Source organism: Tenacibaculum finnmarkense genomovar ulcerans, assembly GCF_900239495.1.
GTDB lineage: Bacteria > Bacteroidota > Bacteroidia > Flavobacteriales > Flavobacteriaceae > Polaribacter > Polaribacter ulcerans.
This window is the reverse complement of sequence record NZ_OENE01000019.1, coordinates 44,534-66,934: the sequence shown is the minus strand read 5'-3', so window position 1 is coordinate 66,934 and position 22,401 is coordinate 44,534. Positions and strand designations below refer to the sequence as shown.

The 22,401-nt window shown below is 30.0% G+C and carries 19 protein-coding genes; 9 read left to right on the top strand and 10 right to left on the bottom strand.

The features are described 5' to 3' along the window. The first annotated feature begins 90 nt into the window (after positions 1-90). The gene (locus DPIF8902391_RS07355) at positions 91-2,556 is read left to right on the top strand and encodes a TonB-dependent receptor domain-containing protein (protein ID WP_172505449.1); all 2,466 of its coding nucleotides are present in this window, start codon (positions 91-93) and stop codon (positions 2,554-2,556) included. Positions 2,557-2,715: 159 nt separating this feature from the next. On the opposite strand, the gene DPIF8902391_RS07350 is transcribed toward DPIF8902391_RS07355, so the two are convergent. After that, complete coding sequence (locus tag DPIF8902391_RS07350) at positions 2,716-3,723, bottom strand: 3-oxoacyl-ACP synthase III family protein (protein WP_058886284.1); 1,008 nt, start codon at positions 3,721-3,723, stop codon at positions 2,716-2,718. Positions 3,724-3,913: 190 nt separating this feature from the next. On the opposite strand from DPIF8902391_RS07350, the gene htpG reads away from it, so the two are divergent. Together htpG and DPIF8902391_RS07340 are read left to right on the top strand one after the other, a co-directional pair. Continuing rightward, positions 3,914-5,827: a molecular chaperone HtpG gene (htpG, locus tag DPIF8902391_RS07345; protein ID WP_172505448.1), complete on the top strand. Its 1,914-nt coding sequence runs from the start codon at positions 3,914-3,916 to the stop codon at positions 5,825-5,827. A gap of 89 nt (positions 5,828-5,916) precedes the next feature. Beyond that, positions 5,917-6,660, top strand: a complete 744-nt coding sequence (locus DPIF8902391_RS07340) for a DUF2927 domain-containing protein (protein ID WP_172505447.1) — start codon at positions 5,917-5,919, stop codon at positions 6,658-6,660. A 78-nt stretch (positions 6,661-6,738) separates the two neighbouring features. Here DPIF8902391_RS07340 and DPIF8902391_RS07335 read toward each other — a convergent pair whose 3' ends face one another. Both DPIF8902391_RS07335 and DPIF8902391_RS07330 read right to left on the bottom strand, forming a co-directional pair. Further along, positions 6,739-7,149, bottom strand: a complete 411-nt coding sequence (locus tag DPIF8902391_RS07335) for a hypothetical protein (protein WP_172505446.1) — start codon at positions 7,147-7,149, stop codon at positions 6,739-6,741. Continuing rightward, a complete protein-coding gene (locus DPIF8902391_RS07330) occupies positions 7,142-7,591 on the bottom strand; it encodes a Panacea domain-containing protein (RefSeq protein ID WP_172505445.1) in 450 nt (149 codons plus the stop codon). The genes DPIF8902391_RS07335 and DPIF8902391_RS07330 overlap by 8 nt, the downstream gene beginning before the upstream one ends. Positions 7,592-7,716: 125 nt before the next feature. On the opposite strand from DPIF8902391_RS07330, the gene DPIF8902391_RS07325 reads away from it, so the two are divergent. Further along, positions 7,717-8,295: a hypothetical protein gene (locus DPIF8902391_RS07325; RefSeq protein WP_172505444.1), complete on the top strand. Its 579-nt coding sequence runs from the start codon at positions 7,717-7,719 to the stop codon at positions 8,293-8,295. Positions 8,296-8,446: 151 nt separating this feature from the next. Here the strand turns inward: DPIF8902391_RS07325 and DPIF8902391_RS07320 are convergent, their stop codons facing one another. The 7 genes from DPIF8902391_RS07320 to DPIF8902391_RS07290 all read right to left on the bottom strand — a co-directional run bounded on the left by DPIF8902391_RS07320 (position 8,447) and on the right by DPIF8902391_RS07290 (position 16,891). Next, a complete protein-coding gene (locus DPIF8902391_RS07320; RefSeq protein WP_172505443.1) occupies positions 8,447-9,955 on the bottom strand; it encodes a lipopolysaccharide biosynthesis protein in 1,509 nt (502 codons plus the stop codon). A gap of 1 nt (position 9,956) precedes the next feature. After that, on the bottom strand, positions 9,957-11,042 hold the full coding sequence (wecB, locus tag DPIF8902391_RS07315) for a non-hydrolyzing UDP-N-acetylglucosamine 2-epimerase (protein ID WP_172505442.1): 1,086 nt from the start codon (positions 11,040-11,042) through the stop codon (positions 9,957-9,959). Further along, positions 11,039-12,319, bottom strand: a complete 1,281-nt coding sequence (locus tag DPIF8902391_RS07310; RefSeq protein ID WP_172505441.1) for a glycosyltransferase family 4 protein — start codon at positions 12,317-12,319, stop codon at positions 11,039-11,041. Before DPIF8902391_RS07310 ends, wecB begins: the two co-directional genes overlap by 4 nt. 1 nt (position 12,320) lies before the next feature. Further along, positions 12,321-13,520 carry a glycosyltransferase family 4 protein gene (locus tag DPIF8902391_RS07305; RefSeq protein WP_242037269.1) on the bottom strand — a complete coding sequence of 400 codons (1,200 nt, stop codon included), beginning with the start codon at positions 13,518-13,520 and terminating at the stop codon, positions 12,321-12,323. Between the two features lie 4 nt (positions 13,521-13,524). Further along, positions 13,525-14,046, bottom strand: coding sequence for a class I SAM-dependent methyltransferase (locus tag DPIF8902391_RS07300; protein WP_172505440.1), 522 nt, complete (start codon positions 14,044-14,046; stop codon positions 13,525-13,527). 122 nt (positions 14,047-14,168) lie between these two features. Next, positions 14,169-16,565: a YfhO family protein gene (locus DPIF8902391_RS07295; protein ID WP_172505439.1), complete on the bottom strand. Its 2,397-nt coding sequence runs from the start codon at positions 16,563-16,565 to the stop codon at positions 14,169-14,171. Positions 16,566-16,579: 14 nt separating this feature from the next. Continuing rightward, the gene (locus DPIF8902391_RS07290; RefSeq protein ID WP_058885506.1) at positions 16,580-16,891 is read right to left on the bottom strand and encodes a DUF4834 family protein; all 312 of its coding nucleotides are present in this window, start codon (positions 16,889-16,891) and stop codon (positions 16,580-16,582) included. 138 nt (positions 16,892-17,029) lie between these two features. On the opposite strand from DPIF8902391_RS07290, the gene DPIF8902391_RS07285 reads away from it, so the two are divergent. The 5 genes from DPIF8902391_RS07285 to DPIF8902391_RS07265 all read left to right on the top strand — a co-directional run bounded on the left by DPIF8902391_RS07285 (position 17,030) and on the right by DPIF8902391_RS07265 (position 22,364). Next, positions 17,030-18,424, top strand: coding sequence for a transporter (locus DPIF8902391_RS07285; RefSeq protein ID WP_172505438.1), 1,395 nt, complete (start codon positions 17,030-17,032; stop codon positions 18,422-18,424). 18 nt (positions 18,425-18,442) lie between these two features. After that, positions 18,443-19,561, top strand: coding sequence for a GTP cyclohydrolase (locus tag DPIF8902391_RS07280; protein ID WP_172505437.1), 1,119 nt, complete (start codon positions 18,443-18,445; stop codon positions 19,559-19,561). Between the two features lie 2 nt (positions 19,562-19,563). Then, on the top strand, positions 19,564-20,274 hold the full coding sequence (locus tag DPIF8902391_RS07275) for a 16S rRNA (uracil(1498)-N(3))-methyltransferase (RefSeq protein WP_058885509.1): 711 nt from the start codon (positions 19,564-19,566) through the stop codon (positions 20,272-20,274). 342 nt (positions 20,275-20,616) lie between these two features. Beyond that, a complete protein-coding gene (locus tag DPIF8902391_RS07270) occupies positions 20,617-21,477 on the top strand; it encodes a helix-turn-helix domain-containing protein (RefSeq protein ID WP_158508517.1) in 861 nt (286 codons plus the stop codon). A gap of 245 nt (positions 21,478-21,722) precedes the next feature. Further along, positions 21,723-22,364: a DUF4159 domain-containing protein gene (locus DPIF8902391_RS07265; protein WP_172505436.1), complete on the top strand. Its 642-nt coding sequence runs from the start codon at positions 21,723-21,725 to the stop codon at positions 22,362-22,364. The last annotated feature ends 37 nt before the right edge of the window (positions 22,365-22,401 follow it).

The window sequence follows — 22,401 nt, the reverse complement described above, 5'->3', positions numbered from 1 at the left end:
ATAATGAGTCTTGTAAGCAGTATCACCTCCTAGTTACATCTATAATTATTAACTATACAAAAGAAAATTAACCAACCAAAAACCAACAAAATGAACAAGTTCTTTCTATTCCTTTTTACAGTATTTAGTGTTAGTTTATTTGCTCAAAAACAGTATGGCAAGCCTCTAAAAATTGGTGTTGTTTCGGGTAAAATACTTGACCAAGCGTCAAAAGAAGCATTGCCTTATGTAAACATCATAATCAAAAATACTTCTGATAAAATTTTAACGGGTGGTATTACAAATGATGATGGAACTTTTAATATTACAAATATATCCGAAGGAAAACATCGCCTAGAAATTCAATTTATAGGATACAAAACGGTATCTAAATTAATTACGATTAGTAATAAAAACAAAAAAGTATCTTTAGGTACTGTTTATTTATCCGAAGATAATACCGCTTTAGATGAAATAGTTGTTCGTGCAGAAACATCTACTGTAACTCAAAAAATAGACCGAAAAGTAATTAATGTAGGTAAAGATTTGGCATCGGCAGGCGCAACAGCATCCGAATTATTAAACAACGTGCAATCGGTAAGTGTCGATAGCCAATCGGGCGCATTAAGCCTTCGTGGAAATTCAAATGTACGTGTTTTAGTTGACGGAAAACCAACCAACATGAGTACGGCTCAATTATTACAGCAGATACCCGCAACTTCTATTAAAAGTATTGAATTAATTACCAATCCATCAGCAAAATATAATCCTGAAGGAATGAGTGGAATTATCAATATTATTTTAAATAAAGGCGCTAATATTGGTTTTAACGGGGCAATTAATACAGGAATTACACAAGGAGAAAACACCCGATATAATGCTTCATTAAATATGAATTATAAAACAGGGAAAGTTAATTTTTATACTAATTTAGGCTACAACGGCGGTAAAGGTCATAATTATGGTACCGTTGTAAGAACAGGAAAACAGGCATCAACACAAAATTTTATTTTTGATAACGACAGAGAATCATTTTTAGTAAAACTTGGCGCCGATATTTATATTAATGATAAAAATACGTTATCATTTTATACTACTCAAAACAGCACAAATGCTTTCAATAACGGTTCTGTAAAAGTATATGACCTTGCAAATACACTTGGTAAAAATGCCCCTAATACTTCTGATAATAACAATAATTCAGGAAGTTATAACATAAATTATAAAATCGACTTTAACAAAGAAGGGCATAATTTAGAATTTGAAGCAACTTATTCTGATTCAGAAAATAATGAAGATGCTACAAATAACGAAACTATTATACGAGCAACTGATCCTGAATATAAATTTTTAAATTATTTTAATACCATTAAAAACAAGGCAAATAACACCTTAATTAATCTTGATTATACAAAGCCAATATCAAAAAATGGTAAATTAGAACTTGGTTTAGAATACAGAACAAACCAAACTAAGAATAACAACAATACAGATCAAGATGGTTATAAAATAGCTACTAATGGTACTTTAGTGCTTGATATTAATGATGCAACTATTATAGAGGCTATCGGAAAATCAGCTTTTACTTATAATCGAGATATTTTTTCTGGGTATATTAACTACGGGCATAAGTTTAACAAATTAACCATGCAGTTAGGTGCTCGTTTAGAACAATACGACGTAAAAGGAAGTTTTACCAATAAAAATGAAACCAAACCTTATACTGATGCTATTTTTAGTATTTATCCTTCTGCTTTTTTCACCTTTAATCCATCAGAAAAAAATCAGTATCAATTAAGTTATAGCCGTAGGGTTGACAGACCTTCTATTAGCCAAGTAAACCCGATTAGAGAATGGAGTACGCCTTTAATTACCTCTGTTGGAAACCCTAATTTGAAACCGCAGTTTACCAATTCATTTGAATTAAATTATACTCGAAAAATAAAAGGAGGTTCGCTTACCTTTGGTACATTTTACAGAAAAGTAACCGACGAAATTTCAACTATTTTATACAAAGATCCTTCGGATAATACCAATACAAAACAACTAAAATCAGATCAGAATTTTGATGGAAATAACCGATATGGTTTTGAAATGTCTAGCAATTATCGCATTACAAAATGGTGGAGTACCAATGCGAGTTTAGACCTTTATTCTCAAACCTTAAAAGGACTTGTTAGTAATGTTGAAAAACAAGTAAAAAACACTGCTTTTAATGCCCGATTAAGTAATAGTTTTTCGGCTTCTAAAAAATTAAAATTTCAGTTATTCGCCATGTATCGAGGTGCTAATAAAAATTTGCAGTTTAATATTGACCCGATGTGGATGATAAATACAGGCGCTCGTTACAGTATTTTAAAAGGAAAAGGAAGCCTTTCGTTTAAAGTAAATGATATTTTTAAAGGTATGAAATTTCGTTTTAATGCAACCGATCCATATACACAAACGGGGCAGTTTAATTGGGAAAGTAGGACTGCTTATTTAGGTTTTAATTACCGATTTGGTGGCGGAAAAAACAAGGCTAAACGAAGAAGAAATAGAGATAATAATGAAAAACAAGGCGGTGGTTTTATGTAGCCTGTTTAATTTAAACATCAAAAAAAATCCGAAGATAGGTTCTTCGGATTTTTTTAATATATTTTTTTTGGAGCTATTTCCCGCTTTCCGCACTCGCTCTTTTTTTGAAAAAAATCAAAAAAAGGAGCTCAAACAATCGCTTCAATCGGGGCTAAAAAACTACCAACGAATTACAACAGAACCCCAAGTAAATCCACTACCAAAAGCAGCTAAAACCACTAAATCATTGTCTTTAATTTTCCCTTGTTCCCAAGCTTCGGTTAAAGCAATAATTACAGATGCCGCCGTAGTATTTCCGTATTTCATGATATTATTATACACTTTATCGTCAGACAATTTAAATTTCTTTTGAATAAACTGTGCGATACGTAAATTTGCTTGATGCGGAATTAACATATCAATATCCTCTTTCTGTAAATCATTTGCCTGTAAACCTTCTATAATCGCTTCCGAAAAACGTGTTACAGCGTGCTTAAATACAAACTGCCCATTCATATATGGATAATATGAAATATCATCTGGATCGTTATTTTTAATTAATTCAGGAACCCATCGACCTGTAGATGGTCCTTCTAACATTAATTCTTTAGCATGTTTCCCTTCCGAATGTAAATGAGATGATAAAATCCCTTTACCTTTCTCTTCAGTTCTTGATAAAACAGCTGCTCCTGCCCCATCTCCAAAAATTACAGAAACATTTCTTCCTCTTGTTGATTTGTCTAAACCTCCTGAATGATTTTCGGCACCAATCACTAGAATATTTTTATACATTCCTGTTTTAATAAACTGATCGGCAACCGACATGGCATAAATAAAACCAGAACACTGATTACGGATATCTAACGCTCCGATTGTTGGTAAATCTAACATTTCTTGCACCTGTACACCTCCTCCTGGAAAATACATATCAGGGCTTAAGGTTGCAAAAATAATAAAATCGATATCCTCTTTTTGTAATCCCGAACGCTCAATAGCTATTTTTGATGCCTTAAATCCCATTACAGCAGTAGTATCGCCTGATTTTGGATCTATCCAACGACGCTCTTCAATTCCTGTTCTTTCCTGAATCCATTCATCTGAAGTTTCCATGAATGCTGTTAAATCATTATTTGTTACCACATTTTCTGGCACATAATAACCCAATCCTGTTATTTTTGAACTATACATATATTTTGGTTGATTTCTATTGTTTTCTTGTTTGTAGGCTGCAAAAATAGGCATTTTCATTAGGATATAAAACTGACTTAAAAATGCCATTTTGTCAGATACTATCTTTAAAACATCTTTTGGTATTTTTTTTGACTACCTAATGATCAGAAAGCAATCGCTATCAAAAAAATAATCAAAATATATAATTATGAGCAAAGGAAGTATTAATGTGTCGGTAGAAAATATATTTCCACTGATTAAAAAATTCTTGTATTCTGACCACGAAATTTTTTTACGTGAGTTAATTTCTAACGGAACAGATGCAACTACAAAATTAAAACACTTAATTTCTATTGGTGAAGCTAAAACCGAATTAGGAGATGCTAAAATTGAAATTAGTATTGATAAAGAAGCTAAAACCATTACAATTAAAGATCAAGGTTTAGGAATGACCGCTGATGAAGTTGAAAAATACATCAACCAAATTGCCTTTTCTGGAGCTGAAGAATTTTTAGAAAAATATAAAGATGATAAAAACGAAACTGGTGTTATCGGACACTTTGGTTTAGGTTTTTATTCTGCTTTTATGGTCGCTCATAAAGTAGATTTAATTACAAAATCGTTTAAAGACGAACCTGCTGCACATTGGTCATGTGACGGTTCTCCTGAATACAGCTTAGTTGCGCATGACAAAGCAGACAGAGGGACAGAAATTATTTTACATGTTGCTGATGATTCTTTAGAATTTTTAGAAGAAGCTAAAATTGGTGGTTTATTAAACAAATACAATCGTTTTAATCAAGTGCCAATTAAATTTGGAACTAACAAAATAAACGATCCTGAATTTACGCCTGCAACTACTACGGATGCTGACGGTAAAGAAACGACTGAACCTCACAGACAAATTGAAGTTGATAATATCATCAATAATACCAACCCAGCTTGGACAAAAGCGCCTGCTGACTTAAATGATGAAGATTATACCAACTTTTACAAAGAGTTATATCCTACGCAATTTGAAGAATCGTTATTTCACATTCACTTAAATGTAGATTATCCGTTTAACTTAACAGGAATTTTATTCTTCCCTAAGTTAACGCAAAGTTTAGATATGCAAAAGGATAAAATCCAATTGTATCAAAACCAAGTATATGTAACTGATAATGTTGAAGGAATTGTTCCTGACTTTTTACAGATGTTAAAAGGTGTTATTGATTCTCCTGATATTCCTTTAAATGTTTCTCGTTCTGGTTTACAAGCAGATGGAGCTGTAAAGAAAATTTCTGGTTATATTACTAAAAAAGTAGCTGATAAATTAAGTTCTTTATTCAAAAAAGATAGAGCTGATTTTGAACAAAAATGGAATGACATCAAAGTAATTATCGAATACGGAATGTTATCGGAAGATAAATTTATCGATAAAGCTAAGAAATTTGCTTTATATCCAACTGTTGCAGATACATACTTTACTTTTGATGAATTAGTTGAAAAAACTAAAGATAATCAAACTGATAAAGACGGAAATCACATCGTTTTATATACTTCTAACAAAGAAGCGCAACACAGTTATATTCAAGAAGCAAGTGCTAAAGGATACGAAGTTGTTGTTTTAGATTCGCCAATTATAGCGCATTTAATGCAAAAATTAGAAACTTCTGAAGATACTAAAGTACAGTTTGTGCGTGTAGATTCTGATTTTATCGATAACTTAATTAAGAAAGATGACGCTGTTATTTCTAAATTAACTGATGAAGAAGTTGCTACTTTAAAACCTGTTATTGAAGGTGTAATTGCATCACAAACTTATACGGTTCAATTAGAAGCTATGGATTCTTCTTCGTCTCCATTTATAATTACCGTACCTGAGTTTATGCGTAGAATGAAAGAAATGCAAGCTTCTGGTGGTGGCGGTGGAATGATGGGAATGGGTAATTTACCTGAAATGTATAACTTAGTTGTGAATACAAATTCTCCTTTAGTTTCTGAAATTTTAAATGCTGATGAAACCAAAAAAGCAGATTTAATTACACAAGCTTTTGATTTAGCAAAATTATCTCAAAACTTATTACATGGTGAGGCTTTAACGAACTTTATCAAGCGTTCTTACGAACTTATTAAATAAGCAACACCGTTGCTTTTAATACTAAAAAAACCTCTTTGTGTATGCAAAGAGGTTTTTACATCCTTAATCAATACAAATATCCCCCAATTATGAAAAAATTACTGTTACTTTTAACAATCAGTTTAGTTAGTTTATCATGTAGTAAAGACAATGATACTATTGCAGAACTTAACGAAACTGAAACGCAAACCCAGACTCAAACACAGACACAAACCCCTAGTAAAAATCTTAGCGCAGAACAGCAAGATTTCTTATTAGAATATGAAGCTATTGTTGATGATTTAAAATGGACAAAAGAAATTTCAATCTTTTTAGATGGAAACATTACATCTGAATATAAAAAGATCGTAAAAGAAGTTTTAAACACTTATAATCCATTATTTTCTGATGGAACAAAAATTAGCTTGGTAAAAAGTGCCAAAGAATCGAATGTACATTTATATAATTCTACTAAAGATGAATTAGCTTCTTTTTGGTCAGATATTTATAGTTATACAGGCGGTGCTATTGGTTACGGAACTACCTCATGGTCTTCGAGTTCTTATGCTGGTGAAAGAATTATTAATGAAGGTAGAATTTGGGTAGAAACAGGTAGTAATACCTCGCTATTATTTCACGAATTAGGACACGTTTTAGGTTTAGGACATAGTAGCCAAAAATATTGCTCTTCTTCTGTTATGTGCGGCGTACCAACGGCTAAAACATTATCTTCTTTTGATAAAGCAATGATAAAAATACGTTATCATTCTGATGTAAAATCGGACACTAGTTTTGAAGAAATGAAACCTGTTATTGAAAAATTATTACTAAACAAAGAAGTTGTAATAGAGTAAATTTTCAATTAAATAACCCTATTTTTTTCTAAACCTCTTTGCATACACAAAGAGGTTTTTTATGAAAAATTTGCTAGTTTATTTTGAAATAGCTTTATCAAAAAGAAATTTTAAAACTAATAAATAAAAAGTAAAAATCGAAGTGGTTAAAGCACCTATAATAAATAAAAATGCTGTTTCTGAAAGTTTAAATCCCAAAAGACCAAAACCTTTTAAAAGAATTATAAGCCCTATAAATATTGCCCAAATTGAAGAAAATCTAAATGCTAATTTTGCGTTTTTTTCCCTTAAAGTCCTTTCTGATTGTTTATCAAGTTTCTTTACAACAAATTCTTCATGTTGAATATATTCTTGAAAACTTTCAAATTTCCCTGTAAATTCAAATAGAAATACACCTTCCTTGCTTGATTTTGAATCTGCATTTGCATCAATATTTTCAATTGGCTTTTTACCGAAAAAATCAGTTGCTTTTTCTCCTATATTATCCATTGATTTTCTTTTGATAATATTCCTTTATCAATCCATCATTTATTTTAGTAAATGCCTGACCATTATATGTTTTATCCCAAGGTGTTCCGTCTTGGTGTGTTTTTGATGATAATTGACCTCCATCAAATTTTTTATATGCATTCCAAACCGCTTCAATAAATTTATCATCATCTTTTGATAAATTATTTTGAGAATACATTTCTATATAATTAAAATCGTTACTCGAAAAATCAACTCTTTTAATTATATGATATAAATCGGGAATAACAGGCCCATACTTCCAAGCCTCAATACGATTAGAAAAAAGAGGCTTTCCCGAAAAAGCTAAGTAATATCCATGAGCTATATAAGTAAGTTTCAATAATTTCATTGCAGACATCGAAACTCCTTCTTTCTGAGAAAGATATACGAATTTTTTAGCTATATCAAAACAGTTATACATTTTATTTTAATTAAAGTTATTAACAAATTTATGTAGAATAATTGAATAATAAACTTATTAAATAATATTTTACTTTTAATTTTACAAAAAACAGTAATTTCGTTAGAGTTTTACCCTCTAAATAAATGACTTACAAAATTATCAGTGCGCAAAAAAAACAGTTCTTAATTACTTATTTTTATCTTATTATTTTAAGTATTTTATGTAATTCTTGTAATTATAAGACCGAAAAAACAATTGGTAAAACAACAAAACAGCTTGCTAACGGTAGCGTTTTAAGCATTCAAAAAACAAATAAAGAAACAACTTCCATCGGTATTTTTACAAAGCATAATTATGGAACATCCCACTCTTTTAGCTATTCATTTTTTATCCGAAAAAAAAATATTAATTGGAACGGCGCAAGTGCCGAGCCTAAAAATATCCTCTTTTATAAAGACAGTATCTACCTGCGTTCTCTAAAAGAAAAAAGTATAAAAACCCAATATTTAGACAGCACAAATAATACAATTAACTATAAATATCATTTAGAAATACAGGAGTTTTTTGAAAAATATATTGATAATCGCTACTTTTTTAAACTTTTAGGCGATGATTATTGGATTGAAATTACAAGCAAGCATTATAATGAAATAAAAAAACAAACTACTGAATATTCAATTCCTAATGACAATGAATTTCGATTGAAACTTCCTAAAAAATAAGGCAGACACATAGGTCTGCCCCTACGATTTGAGGTTTCAATTATGTATCGTAAAACCCCTAGCCCCGATTGAAGCAATTGTTTGAGCTCCTTTTTGTTTTTTTCAAACAAAAAGAGCGAGTGCGGAAAGCGGGAAATAGCTTCAAAAAAAATTATATTTTAATAAATCTACGTACTAAATTATTTATCTGATCGGAAATTGAAAACTTAATCACTATAAATAAATACGCAGGAATAATTATAACACTTTTTAAAATAATATTAATTAACGGATCTATTCTAAAGTTTTTTACAGAGAATTCTGGCACTGAAAAATTCCAGAAATAAAAGGCTAAAAACACTCCTAAAATTATAAAAACCATTTGCAAGGTTTTTAAGGTATATGGAAACATATTCAATTTATGACGCACAAACCAAAGCTTAAAAGCATTAAAAATTAAAACCGTTAATAAAGTTGCCAAAGCTAAACCCTCTGTTCCCATTCCGACATCATTATAGAAAAATATATTCAAATAATACACCATAAATGCCATTCCAACGCCAATAGGCATCGTGATTCTATAAAATTTTGAATTTTGAATAATTGCACCATTATTTCCTAAAGACATCATAAATAATTTTGCTCCAGAAATTAATAAAACAACCAATCCGCCACCTACTGCATAGTTTTTATTCGGCATTATTTTAAATAATTCATCAACATTACAGTTCACCAATATAAAAAACAAACCTCCAACTAATAATAAATTAATAGCGCTTTTATGATATAAACTATTAGTTTCTTTATCATTATTTTCATTGATAGATTTTGAGGTTAATGGCTGTAAAATTTGCCCCATCGCCCTGCTTGGCGCTTCAATAAAACTACCAATAAATAAAGCAACTCCGTAATATGCAGCTGTTGCAAAACCATCTTTACCAGGTATCATTACTTTATCAATATCCAACACAATAGCCCCTGCACTACCAGCTAAAACAATGTAAAAAGTGTATCGTAAAACTTCTTTAAAATTAGCAGGTAAGCCAAAACTTAATTTAGGAGTGTATAATTTAAAAGCATAAATCAACATTAATAAAGTTCGTATTATATAGGCTAATGCCATATAATATAAAAATTCTTGTTTGGTTATAAAATCGAAATTTACAGCAAATAATAACAGCATAATGGCAACTCTGTTGTAAAGTTCTTTTAAAATATTACCAAAAACAGACTGCATTTGTACTTTTGCCCACGAATAAAAAACCTCGAAATAAGCACAACACACCGCAATAATATAAATGTAAATCGTATAATTTTCGATAATTAAATTACCTTCAACATTACTTTTTGCGATATACCCCATAATTAAATTATGAAAAATATCCCAACAAAAACCGATAGGTAACGCTATTAATAAAGGTAAAAAGAGTACGGAACTTAAAAAACTATCTTTTTCTTGTTTTGTTTTATAAGCTACAAAAAATTTGATAATTGTAAATTGAATTCCCAATGCCATAATAGGCATTAATAAATTAGATGCCGAAAACACATACATTGCCAAACCGTAATATTCAGCTTTCAAAAATCTTGAATATAAAACGATGGTATTTACCCCACCAATTAAAAATCCTAAATAGATAATTATGGTGTTTTTAATTGATTGCCTTAATACGATTCCCAATTTATTGATTTATTAATTTGATGATTGATTGATATATTTTTTCGCCAACATTATTACCATATAACGCCTCTTTAAAGTTTTTTGTTGCCTTTAAAAATTCGGTATAAGCAGTCATTATTTTCTGCGGATTTGTTGCTGTAATTTTAGCATATCCGTTGCTTACAAGCTCTGTCCATTCGGTTTCTTCTCTAGCGATGATGCAATATTTTTTATTAAAAAATGCTTCTTTTTGAAGTCCGCCACTATCGGTAACCACTAAGGCACAATTTTTTAAAAGTTCGAGCATATCAAAATAACCAACAGGATTTATAAAAGTGATATTCGGTTTTAAACCATATAAATCCAACATTTTTTTTGTCCGAGGATGCAACGGCATGACCACTTTTTTTGATTTATTGATTTCTTCTAATCCTAAAAAAACATTGGTCAATTTTTGTTTATCGTCCGTATTTTCTTGACGATGAATCGTAGCTAATACAAACTCATTTTTTGTCAAGTTTAAATCGGCAATAACGGTTGATTTTTCTTGGGAAAACGCGCCGTAAAACTCCACAGCATCTTTCATAATATCGCCATGTTGCTCAATTTTAATCGCTAAATTATCAAAACCTTCTTTCTTTAAATTATCCACAGCAACTTGTGTTGGGCAACTTAATAAATCGGCAATTCTATCAGTTATAATACGATTTATTTCTTCGGGCATTTGCATATTATACGAACGTAATCCCGCCTCGATATGCACTACTTTTATATGTAATTTCTTTGCTGATAAAGCGCCTGCAACCGTAGAATTTGTATCGCCATAAACCACAATTGCATCGGGTTTTTCAGCGATTAAAATTTCTTCAATTTTCTCCAGCATTTGCCCTGTCATTGCGCCGTGATTTAAACCATTGATGTTTAAATTATATTTTGGCTTCGGAATTTGCATTTCATCAAAAAAAACTGCACTCATATTGGCATCAAAATGCTGCCCTGTATGCACAATTATTTCTTCAATTTCTTGATGATTTTTTATGACTCTGCTTAACACCGCACCTTTTACAAACTGAGGCCTGGCTCCTAATATGGTTACTATTTTTTTCAAGGATTTACTACTTGTTTAAGTATTACTGATAATTGTTTGGTTAACTCCTTTCGGTGATATTGTTCAATATTTTTTGATGAAACTTGCAACCTATTTTCTTTGTAGCTTTTATACAAATTTAAAACCGATTTTTTAATCGCTTCTTTATTATCAAAATCAACAATAATTCCTGAATTTGTATTTTTTAAAATCACAGCTAAATCGCCATCTTCAGGACCGATTGCTAAGATAGGGCGTTTTGCTTGTAAATATTCAAAAATTTTACCTGTTATAATTCCTTTAGCACTAGGAACTTTATTTACAGCGAGTAATAAAACTTGTGAATTACGCTGATATTTTTGCACTTCTTTGTGTGGAACGTAATTTATTTTTTCAACATTTTTAAATTGATGTTTTTCTAAATCAGCAATTACATCATCCGATAATTTTCCGATTAATTTTATCTCTAAATCATTTTTAAAAGTGTTATTTTCTTCGGATAATTCAGACAAAGCTTTCCATAAAATAATCGGATTTCTATCAGAATTCATCAAACCGATATGCGTTATCGAGAATTTATCATCTAAAACAACCTTATTTTTTTCATTTTCTGATGAATCATATCCGTTAGTAATCACATGAATATTTTTTGAAAATTTTTTATAATTTTCTTTCATAGTTTCTCCAACTACAAGCGTTGCATCAGCATTTTCTAAAACTTTTTTTTCTAATTGATGATGTTTTTTAATGGCTTTTTTAGTTAATGGTAACTGATGAAAATAATCAATATCCGTCCACGGGTCACGAAAATCAGCAATCCATTTTATGTTTAATTTTTGCTTTAATTTCAAGCCGATTAAATGCAAACTATGCGGAGGTCCTGTGGTAATAATTGCATCAATTTTATTTTCTGTAAGATATTTTTCTAAATATTTTACGGATGGTTTAATCCAAAATTTACGAGCATCAGGAATAAAATAATTTGCTCTAATATATTGTAATATTTTTCCAAAAAAAGTTGGATTCGGATTTAAAAAACCCGCACTTGTTTTAGTTTCCTTCTTTTTAAATATTGCTAAAAAATCATTTGGTTCATAAATTGATTTTTTAATAATTTCAATATTTTTTGGCACATCATTTTCGAGAGAAACGTCCATAATTGGGTATTTCGCATCATCCACAGTATATACAACGGGTTCGATATTAAAATCTCGTAAATATTTTACAAATTTCAACCAACGTTGTACGCCCGAACCTCCTGCAGGAATCCAATAATAAGTAATAATTAGTACTTTCAAATTATAAATTAGCGTATAAATTAATTAATTCTTCTGATGTTTTATCCCAAGTAAAACGATTGTTTACAAACTCTTTTCCGTTAATTGCTAACGTTTCTCTTAAAGAAGTATTATTATGTAGCTCTAAAACTTTTGCTGTAAAATCGGCTACATTTTCGGCTTCATGTACCAAGCCAGAATTTACATGTTTTACTAAATTTTCTTGAGCTGTTGCATTACTAACCAACAAAGGTTTGGCTAAACTCATATATTGAAATAATTTATTTGCGTAGGTTGTATCGTGATGAATATTTCTATGCAAAGGCGATAAACAAACATCGCTATTAACAATATAATTTTGAAAAGTACTTTCGTTTTGCCAGCCTTCAAAAATAACTACTTTATTTAAGGCTAACTTATTTACACTATTTTCAAGTTCTGAACTTACTTTTCCAACAATTACAAATCGTATATTTTTAATACTTTTTTGTAATTCTGGTAAACTTTCTATAACAGTTTTTAAACCTCTTCTTTCGCCTGTATCACCGATATATAATAAATTGAAAGTTGTATCTTTTTTAGCTGATGTTTCAATATTCTGATAAAAAGATTTTCGAACCGTATTAGGAACAACGGCAATATTTTGAGTTTTTATTTGAGTTCTGGTTAATACTTCTTTTTTAGCTTCCTCGGTTACAACAATCAGTTTTGATGCTTTATTTATGAATTCAGATTCTTTACGTTGCCATTTTTTTACGGAGATTAAAACATTGGCAGGAAACTTTTTTAAATGCGGATAAAACTTCATTATCTGCGGACGGTTTTCGTGCAAATCTAAAACCACAGGAAGTTGCTTTTTATTCGCTAAAAAGACAGCTTGAGCAACAACCATATCGTGTACATGAATTACATCGATTTTATAAAGCTCTAAAAAATCAGCAATTTTATTTTTCATCAAATAAGAATACAGCGGAATCGTATAGGCTAAAGCCGATAATTTGTATTCTATTTTATTCGATGAATATCTGACTACTTCAATGCCACTTATACGCTCATTTTTTTTTTGATTTCCGTAAGTTAAGCAAAACAAAAACACTTGATATCCTTGTTTTAGTAACTCAATTGCTTCGTTTTCAACTCTAGGATCAGGCGGAAATGTTTTGTCTAAAATCATTCCTATCCTCTTGCCTTTTTTGAAACCTTTTTCCATGCCTACTTTCATGTTTTTACGACTCTTTTTCTGCGTACACAGCGTAATATCTTGGCGTAAATTTTCTTAAAATAGGTCTAATTCCTATTTGATTTATAGGACTTGTCCATTTATTGGTATCTAAAATTTTCCAGCCCGATTTTTCTAATAACCAATCATATTGCCAATCTTCAAACTCATGGTAATGCCTGTCCCACATATCAGTTTTACTTCTGTATGCATCAACAAACCACAACTTTAAAGGTACAGTTGTTACAATTTTTGTAGTTTCAATAGCTCTTAAAACATTAAAAGGTGCTATTAAATGTTCAAAAATTTCAAAAGCTGTAACAACATCAACTTTATAATTTTTAACAATTTCTGGCAACAAATCTAAATCGTCACCTTCGGTATTATATACGGTATAACCGTTAGCCTCCATAATTTCAGAAAAAGGATTCCGAACACCTAAATCTAAAATAACTGCGGGTGCAGGTACATTTTTCTTTAAGAATTCTAACGTATGATGATATCTTTTTTTAGGCAGTTTTTTGTACATTTTTAGTATTTAAAACGATTGTTTTACGTTTGTTTTTATAAGAATCCGCTTCGTTTATATTTTATTTGATAGTATCGTTTGATAGTATCATTTTGTAATATCAATAATTACTATTTTAAGCGCTATTTCTTATTTTTTTTCTTTCGGATAAAAAACCATCCCATCGGAATTAGTAATAATAAAACATATGAAAATAACGTGATTTTATTTCCTGTTTCTATTATTTTCGGCTCGTATTTAAAGATAATTTCATGGTTTCCTTTTGGTATTTCCATACCTCGAAGCACATAATTCACCTGATAATGTGGCACTAATTTATCATCTAAATAAGCATTCCAACCATCTTTATAATAAATCTCTGAAAACACCGCAAACTGATTTTCTTGCGTATCAGTTTTATAAACGAGCGTTGTAACATCATTTTTAATTAATGAAATTATTGCCGTTGAATCTCTTTTAAATTGATTGGCTTTCGTATAATTTTTCGCATTAATTACCGCTGATGTTTTAGTATTTAAACTATCTAAAGCAAGTATTTCTTCATCTGCCGATGTAACAATTTTTAAATTATTTACAAACCATGCATTTCCGTTTGCGTCCGTATTTTCTTGTAATTTATCATCACCAACAATAAAGTATTTTGCATTTAGCATGTTTAATACTTCCATATTATTTTTAGAAATCTGATAGTCAAACAATTCTTGATATCGCTTCATTTTAGCCGCATGATATCCTCCTATCGAATTATGAAAATACGATGTTCTTCCATCTTGCATTGGGTTTACGCTAAAATTTGCTACACGATAATAGCTCTTATCTTTTAAAATTTCGGTATCGGTTTTGGTTGCCGTAAATGGTTTTAATACTTTTCTAGCTGTTTTAAAATCTTCTTTATTTACGTATTTAATATCCACGGATACTAAATCAAAAATAATTAAAGCTCCTAAAATTAGTATAACAGGCACTTGTTTTAATTTTCCTTTCAGATAAAACCACAACAATACAGCTGAAGCTAAAATCAATAAAAAAGAACGGATACTATCATTAAATAACATCGCTTTTCTATCTGAAATCAAGGCATCTACTAACGTTGGTAATTGCTGATATTGCGCATCTCTTAATCCTTCAAAAGCAAATAAACTTGACCCAAAAAGTGCAAATAATAAGGTAATTCCTCCTAAAACATAAAAAGCATTTTTTAAGGCATTTTCTTTTTCTTCGGATGTCACTTTTGAACAAAACAAATCACGTAAAGCAATAATTCCTAATAACGGAACACATAATTCTGCGATTACTTGAATCGATGAAACTGCTCTAAACTTATTATAAAGTGGCATATAATCAATAAAAAAGTTAGTAATTCCTGCAAAATTTTTCCCCCAACTCAGTACGATTGAAAAAATAGTTGCCGATACTAACCAATATTTTAAACGTCCTTTTACCAAGAAAATACCTAGAAAGAACAAGAAAAATAAAATTGCTCCAATATATGCGGGTGCTTCTACAATTGGTTGTGTTCCCCAATAGGTTAAAACTTGTTTCGAATATTCTTTAGCAACGCTTCTACCTGCATTTTTTTCTAAGGTTTGATAAAACTCAGAATTTTCGCCTAATTTTTCAACAGTTCCACCACCCATAAAACGAGGAATTATCAAATTAAAAGTTTCAGCAATTCCGTAACTATATTCTGTGATATACGATTTATCTAAACCTGTTGATTTTTCTTTTGGAGAACCATCTGGATTTATGGTAAGTTCCGATTTTCCTCGGGTACTAAAATCGCCATATTGTTTCATCGATAATAATCGAGTTGAATTTACACCCAAACCAATCAACATCGCTGCAATTAAAATAGCTGCTTGTTTTGCAAATACCGATAAATTTTTGGTTTTAATCGCATCGATAAATTCAACAATTCCTAAAATCAACAAACAAAAACCTAAATAATAGGTCATCTGCGGGTGATTTGTGTAAACTTCCAACGCCATCGCTAAGGCGGTTAGCACAAATCCTAGTAAATATTTTTTTCTAAAAACATATAAAACTCCAGCAATTACCACGGGCATATAACCGATTGCGTGGGCTTTTGCATTGTGTCCTGCTCCAAAAATAATGATTAAATAGGTAGAAAAACCAAAGGATAAACTTCCTAAAATGGCTAATTTCCAATCGACTTTTAATGCCGTTAATAAGATAAAAAATCCGAAGAAATATAAAAATAAATAATCGGCCGGGCGTGGTAAAAAACGAATCGCTTTATCAATATAACGCACAAAATCGTTCGGATAATACGCGCTAACCTGATATGCTGGCATTCCGCTAAACGCATTTGACAACCAATAAGGTTCTTCTCCTTTATCAATTCGATACTCTTTTACTTCTTTTGACATCCCTATAAACTGGGTAATATCGCCTTGTTTGAGCTGTTTACCACTTAAAACTGGGCTAAAATACAGCAGTGATATAACGGCAAAAACAAGTAATGTTATTGCACAGGGAATCCATTTTTTATAATTCATAATTACTATAAAAGTTAATCTATTTCTTCAAAATCAACATATTCTCCTACTGAATCGTTGGTTTTATTGATGTTTTTTGAACTAGTTGCTGGGTTTTTATCAACCACAGTTTTTCCTATTTCAACATCGTTTTGTTGTTTATTCTGATGCTGATTTTGCTGATTATTAAACTGCTGTTCCGCTTTTTTCTGAACTTTATTTACTGCCTTTTTTAATAAGTAAGGACCAAATAATTTCATTAGAAATTTAGAAATATAATAAAACGCCAGAATGTATAGTATCATTTTAAAAAGACCTGCTATTCCTGCTTCATTGATGTGTGTCATATTCACTTTTTAATAAAAAATTAATCAAAAATAACAATTTGAAGCAAAACAAACCGTTAAGACTTTACAAAACTTATATTAAATAGTAATTTCTATTTTATGTATGTTTGTAGTAATTGTATAAATTGATGTTATAACATGATTAAGAAACTCCTTTTGCTTTTTATTTTTTGCTCTTGCCTAGCTGTAAACGCTCAGTACACAACGGTTATAAACTCAAATCGTCCAGGGTTTTCTGAAAGCCCTTATAGTGTTGGCTTAGGTGTTTATCAATTTGAAACAGGAGTGTTTTTTAGAAAAGCAAAAGCAACGCCTACCTTTAGTAATCCAGAGGCCTTCGGATTGAATCTTTTGTTTAGAACAAGTTTTTTTACTGAAAAATTAGAATTTAATGTAAACACAAGCCTTCAAAAAGATAAAATTACCTTTAAAAATGTCTTTGAATCATCTACTAATAAAACAGGATTAAGTGAGCTTACTTTAGCGGCTAAATATTTAGTGTACGCGCCTAAGTATGATGATAAAAAAAAAGAAATTAGAAGTTGGAAAAAAAGACATTCTTTTGATTATAAAAGACTAATTCCGCATGTTGGTGTTTATGTAGCTGCTAATTTTGGAAGTGTTTTAATGGAACATCATCAAAAAGGAGGTATCAATGCAAAGGCAGGGATTTTACTTCAACATGAACTTTCAGACAAATTATACGTTATTACAAACGTTTTTTATAATTATATTGGTAGTGATTTTAAAGAAATATCATACATCCTTACCGCTACTAAAAACTTAAACGATTATTGGTCTGCTTTTGCAGAAATACAAGGAACTTCTGATCAATACCAAGACAAAACAAATATTGGCGTTGGCGCAGCGTATTTATATAGTGAAAACTTACAATTTAACGCAACTCTTAGAGGAACTTTACAACAAAAAGAACTTGGAATCTATGCCGGTTTAGGAGCTTCTTACCGATTAAATAAACACCACGATAAATTTTTAGAAGTAGATGAGTTTGGAAATAAAATTGAAGAACAAGAAGAAGAAGGTTATGACGAAAACAAAGGCTTTTTTGGTCGTTTAATCGCTAAAGTTAAAGGCTTGTTTAAAAATAAAAACAAACAAACTATTACCGTTAAAAATGGTGAAAAAGAAGAAAAAATAACCATTGATAAACCTAGAAGAACTCGTTCTAAATCATTAATTGAAATGATAACGAAAGAGGATAAAAAAGAGAAGAAAAAAACAACAAAAGAAGCAAAGAAAGCAGCGAAAAAAGCGAAAAAGAAAGCGAAAAAAGAGCTTAAAAACATAGAGAAAGAGCGTTTAAAAGCTGAAAAAGATAGTAATAAAGAGGCGGAACGTAAAGAAAAAGAACGCTTAAAAATTGAAAAAAGCATTCAGAAAGAAGCCGAAAAAGAAGCTAAAAAGAAAGAAAAAGAGCGATTAAAACTCGAAAAGGAAATAAAAGAACTCGAAGAAGACTTAAAAGAAGAAGAAAAGGATAAAGAAAAAAATGAAGAAAAAGAGGACGATTAAAAATAGTACATTTGCCCTATGATTAAAATTAAAGAAGTATTTTCTAAGAAGGAAATGAAACAATTTGTAAAGTTTCCTTTTTCTCTTTATAAAGACAATAAAAACTGGGTTCCTCCTATTATTAATGACGAACTTGATAATTTTGACAAAGATAAAAACCCTGTTTTTGAATATGCAAAAGCACATTTTTTTATCGCCCTAGAAAACAATAAAATTGTAGGAAGAGTTGCAGCAATTATCAATACCTATGAAATTGAAAAACAAGGCATCAAAAAAATGCGTTTCGGTTGGTTTGACGCTATTGATAATATAAAAGTTACCCAAGCTTTGCTCAACAAGGTCAAAGAAGTTGGGCGAGATAATAACCTAGAATTTATTGAAGGACCGGTTGGTTTTAATAACTTAGATAAAACAGGTGTTTTAGTCGATGGTTTTGACCATATCGGAACGATGATTACTTGGTATAATCATCCGTATTATGCACATCATTTTGAGCAATTAGGCTTTAAAAAAGAAAAAGAATACTTAGAAAATAAATTCCTTTTCAAAAATGTAGATGAAGTAAAATATGGTAAAGCAAGCAGCTTAATTCAAAGAAGATACGGATTAAAACCCCTAGATTTTACTTCCACAAAAAAAATAATGCCCTATGTTGATGAAATGTTTGAATTGTTTAGCAAATCATATTCGAAATTATCAACATACGTGCCTATTTCTGATGCACAAATAACACATTTTAAAGAAAAATATATTAGTTTTATCAATCCTGAATATATAAAATTCGTAGTTGATAAAAATGATAAATTAGTTGCCTTTGCCATTGTAATGCCCTCTTTTTCAGAAGCACTTCAAAAAGCGAAGGGTAAACTTTTACCCTTCGGATTATTTCATTTACTAAATGCTCGTAAAAATTCAAAAGACGTTACTTTTTACTTAATTGGTGTGGCTCCTGAGTATCAAAACAAAGGTGTTATTGCCATTATTTTTAAACAATATTGTGAAACTTTTGCTAAAAAAGGCATTGTAAATTGCATTAGAACTCCCGAGTTAGAAGACAATACAGCAATTCATCAAATTTGGAAAGATTTTAATCCGACAACTCACAAAAGAAGAAGAACTTATAAACTTAATTTATAATAATGCAGTTATTTTTTAATCCTGATATTACCACAGAAACAACACAAATTACTTTTGACAAAGAAGAAAGTAGGCATATTGTACGTGTTTTAAGAAAAAAAGAAGGCGATATTTTACAAATAACCAACGGTGCTGGTTTTTTATTTTCGGTATCAATAACCATCGCTAATGATAAAAGATGTCTTACAACTGTTGTAAAATATGAAGAAAAACCAAACAATAGAGATTATTACCTACACGTTGCCATTGCGCCAACTAAAAATAACGATCGGTTAGAATGGTTTTTAGAAAAGGCCACCGAAATTGGTATTGATGAAATTACGCCTATTATTTGTGATAATTCTGAAAGAAAAATTGTTAAAATTGATCGATTAAATAAAATTGTACAAGCGGCAATGAAGCAATCCTTACAATTTACCTTGCCTAAACTAAACGATCCTATTAAATTATCAGAATTTTTAAAAAAAGATGTTACTTCTAAATTATTTATAGCACACTGTGAAGAAAATATTGAAAAAAAATTATTAAAAAACATTGCTGATAAAAATGAAAACTACACAATTTTAATAGGGCCTGAAGGAGATTTCTCATCAAAAGAGATTGATTACGCTTTAAATCATAATTTTAAGCCGATTTCGTTAGGCGATAATAGGTTAAGAACCGAAACCGCTGGTTTAAATGTAGTACAAAGTATTGCTTTTATTCATCAGTAACTGTATATTTGATACCAAAAATTTATAGTGAATATTAAAGATATATTTGATCTCTTTTTAATTGTTAGCGCTTTACATGGTTTTGCGTTTAACATCATACTGCTTTGTTCTAAAAACGGAAGAGAAAAAAGTATGCGATATTTAAATTTATTAATTTTTGTTATCTCTTTGAATAATATTCAATCCTGGGGATTAGAACGAAATTTAATACAGCATCAATTTTCCTTAAATTACCTACAAATTCCTTGGCACTTTTTAGCGATGCCCTTTTTGTATATGTTTTTAATTCACTATTTAAAAATAGCTGAAAAATCGTACAATTTATTAAAAATAATACTCCCAATGTTTTTAATAATCGTAATCACACAGGTTACTTTTATGTATAATTACAATATTCCTGATTCGCCTGAAAAATTAAACCGTATATACGAACAATACAGTTCATTTGAAGAGGGGCTTAGTTTGTTGGTTTCATTAATTATTTTTGTTTATTCTTTTTTTGTACTTAATAGAAAAGAAAAAATTAAATCTAAAATTCTTGCTTTTGATAGCTTAAAATGGTTGCATACTTTTTTTAAACTAACTGCTATTGGCTATGTATTGTGGTTATTTGCGCTCGCTATTAAAATAAAATTAAACTTTACCAGTTTTATTTTTTCTTATTATCCGCTTAGGGTTTATACAACATTACTCATATACTGGCTAGGCTACCAAGGACTAAGACAGGTGCGAATATCGAAAGAACGTAAGCAAATAAGAAGAACATTATTAACGGATTCAGATACTGATTTTAAAACAGCTACTGATAAAAAACCAACGACTAATACAAGCCCAAACATAGAAAACACCAATATTGACAAATACAAAGAACAGTTTTTAGAAATAGATACTTTTATTACTGATAATAAAAAATTTTTAGTTCCTAAATACACTTTGCAACATCTTTCAAAAGATACAAAACTAAGTTCTAGTACACTTTCTTTAATTATAAATAAAGTTGCTGGTAAATCTTTTACCGATTATTTGAATGAAAAAAAGGTAAAACAAGCAAAAGTACTTTTACTAGATCCTAATTATTCAAACTATACAATTACCTCGATCGGCTTAGAATCGGGCTTTAATTCAAAATCAACTTTTTTTACTGTTTTTAAAAAACAATCGGGATATACCCCTGTTCAGTTTAAAAAAGCATCGATTAATTAAAAAATAGTTAAAATTACGTAAAAATAGTTCGAAATCGTCCAAAATGGATGATTTCGAACCATACCTATATTTTTAAACTTAAATTTGTAACCCACAAGAAAAACAGCTCTTGTACACAACATTTTACGAAATTATTAAGTTTATTAATAATGAAAAAGAAGAGTATTCTATTAAAAACACCAATCGCTATATTGGTGTTTTTTATTGCCTAATTCTTTGTTTACTTTTGTATAAAGATTTTTTAGATGAAAAACATATTATTTTTTATACTATTTATTAACTACAGTTTTATTAATGCCCAACAACTTGCTATTTTAAAATATAAAGGTGGTGGTGATTGGTATGCAAACCCAACGGCGTTACCCAACTTAATAAAATTTAGCAATACCAATGCCAATACTTTTATTGATAAAAAAATTAAGACCGTTACCCTTAATGATGATACTATTAATAATTACCCTATTGTTTTTATAACAGGGCATGGCAACATTTTTTTTTCTGAAGAAGAAATAATTATACTAAGAAACTACTTAACCGCTGGTGGATTTTTACATATATCTGACAATTATGGTTTAGATACCTACATCCGAAGAGAGATCAAAAAAGTGTTTCCGACACTTGATTTTCAAGAAATTCCTAACCAGCATCCTATTTATCACCAAACTTTTTCTTTTGATAAAGGACTGCCTAAAATTCATGAGCATGATAAAAAACCAGCACAAGGGTTTGGGCTTTTTTACAAAGGTAGATTGGTTGCGTTTTATGACTATCAAACAGATTTAAGTGATGGTTGGGAGAATTATGAAATTCATAATAATCCTGAAAAAACAAGAATAAAAGCTTTAAAAATGGGTGCCAATATCATAGAATATGCCTTTAAACATTAATTTTAAGCATCAAAAATAGCCCTATTTTATAAAAAAT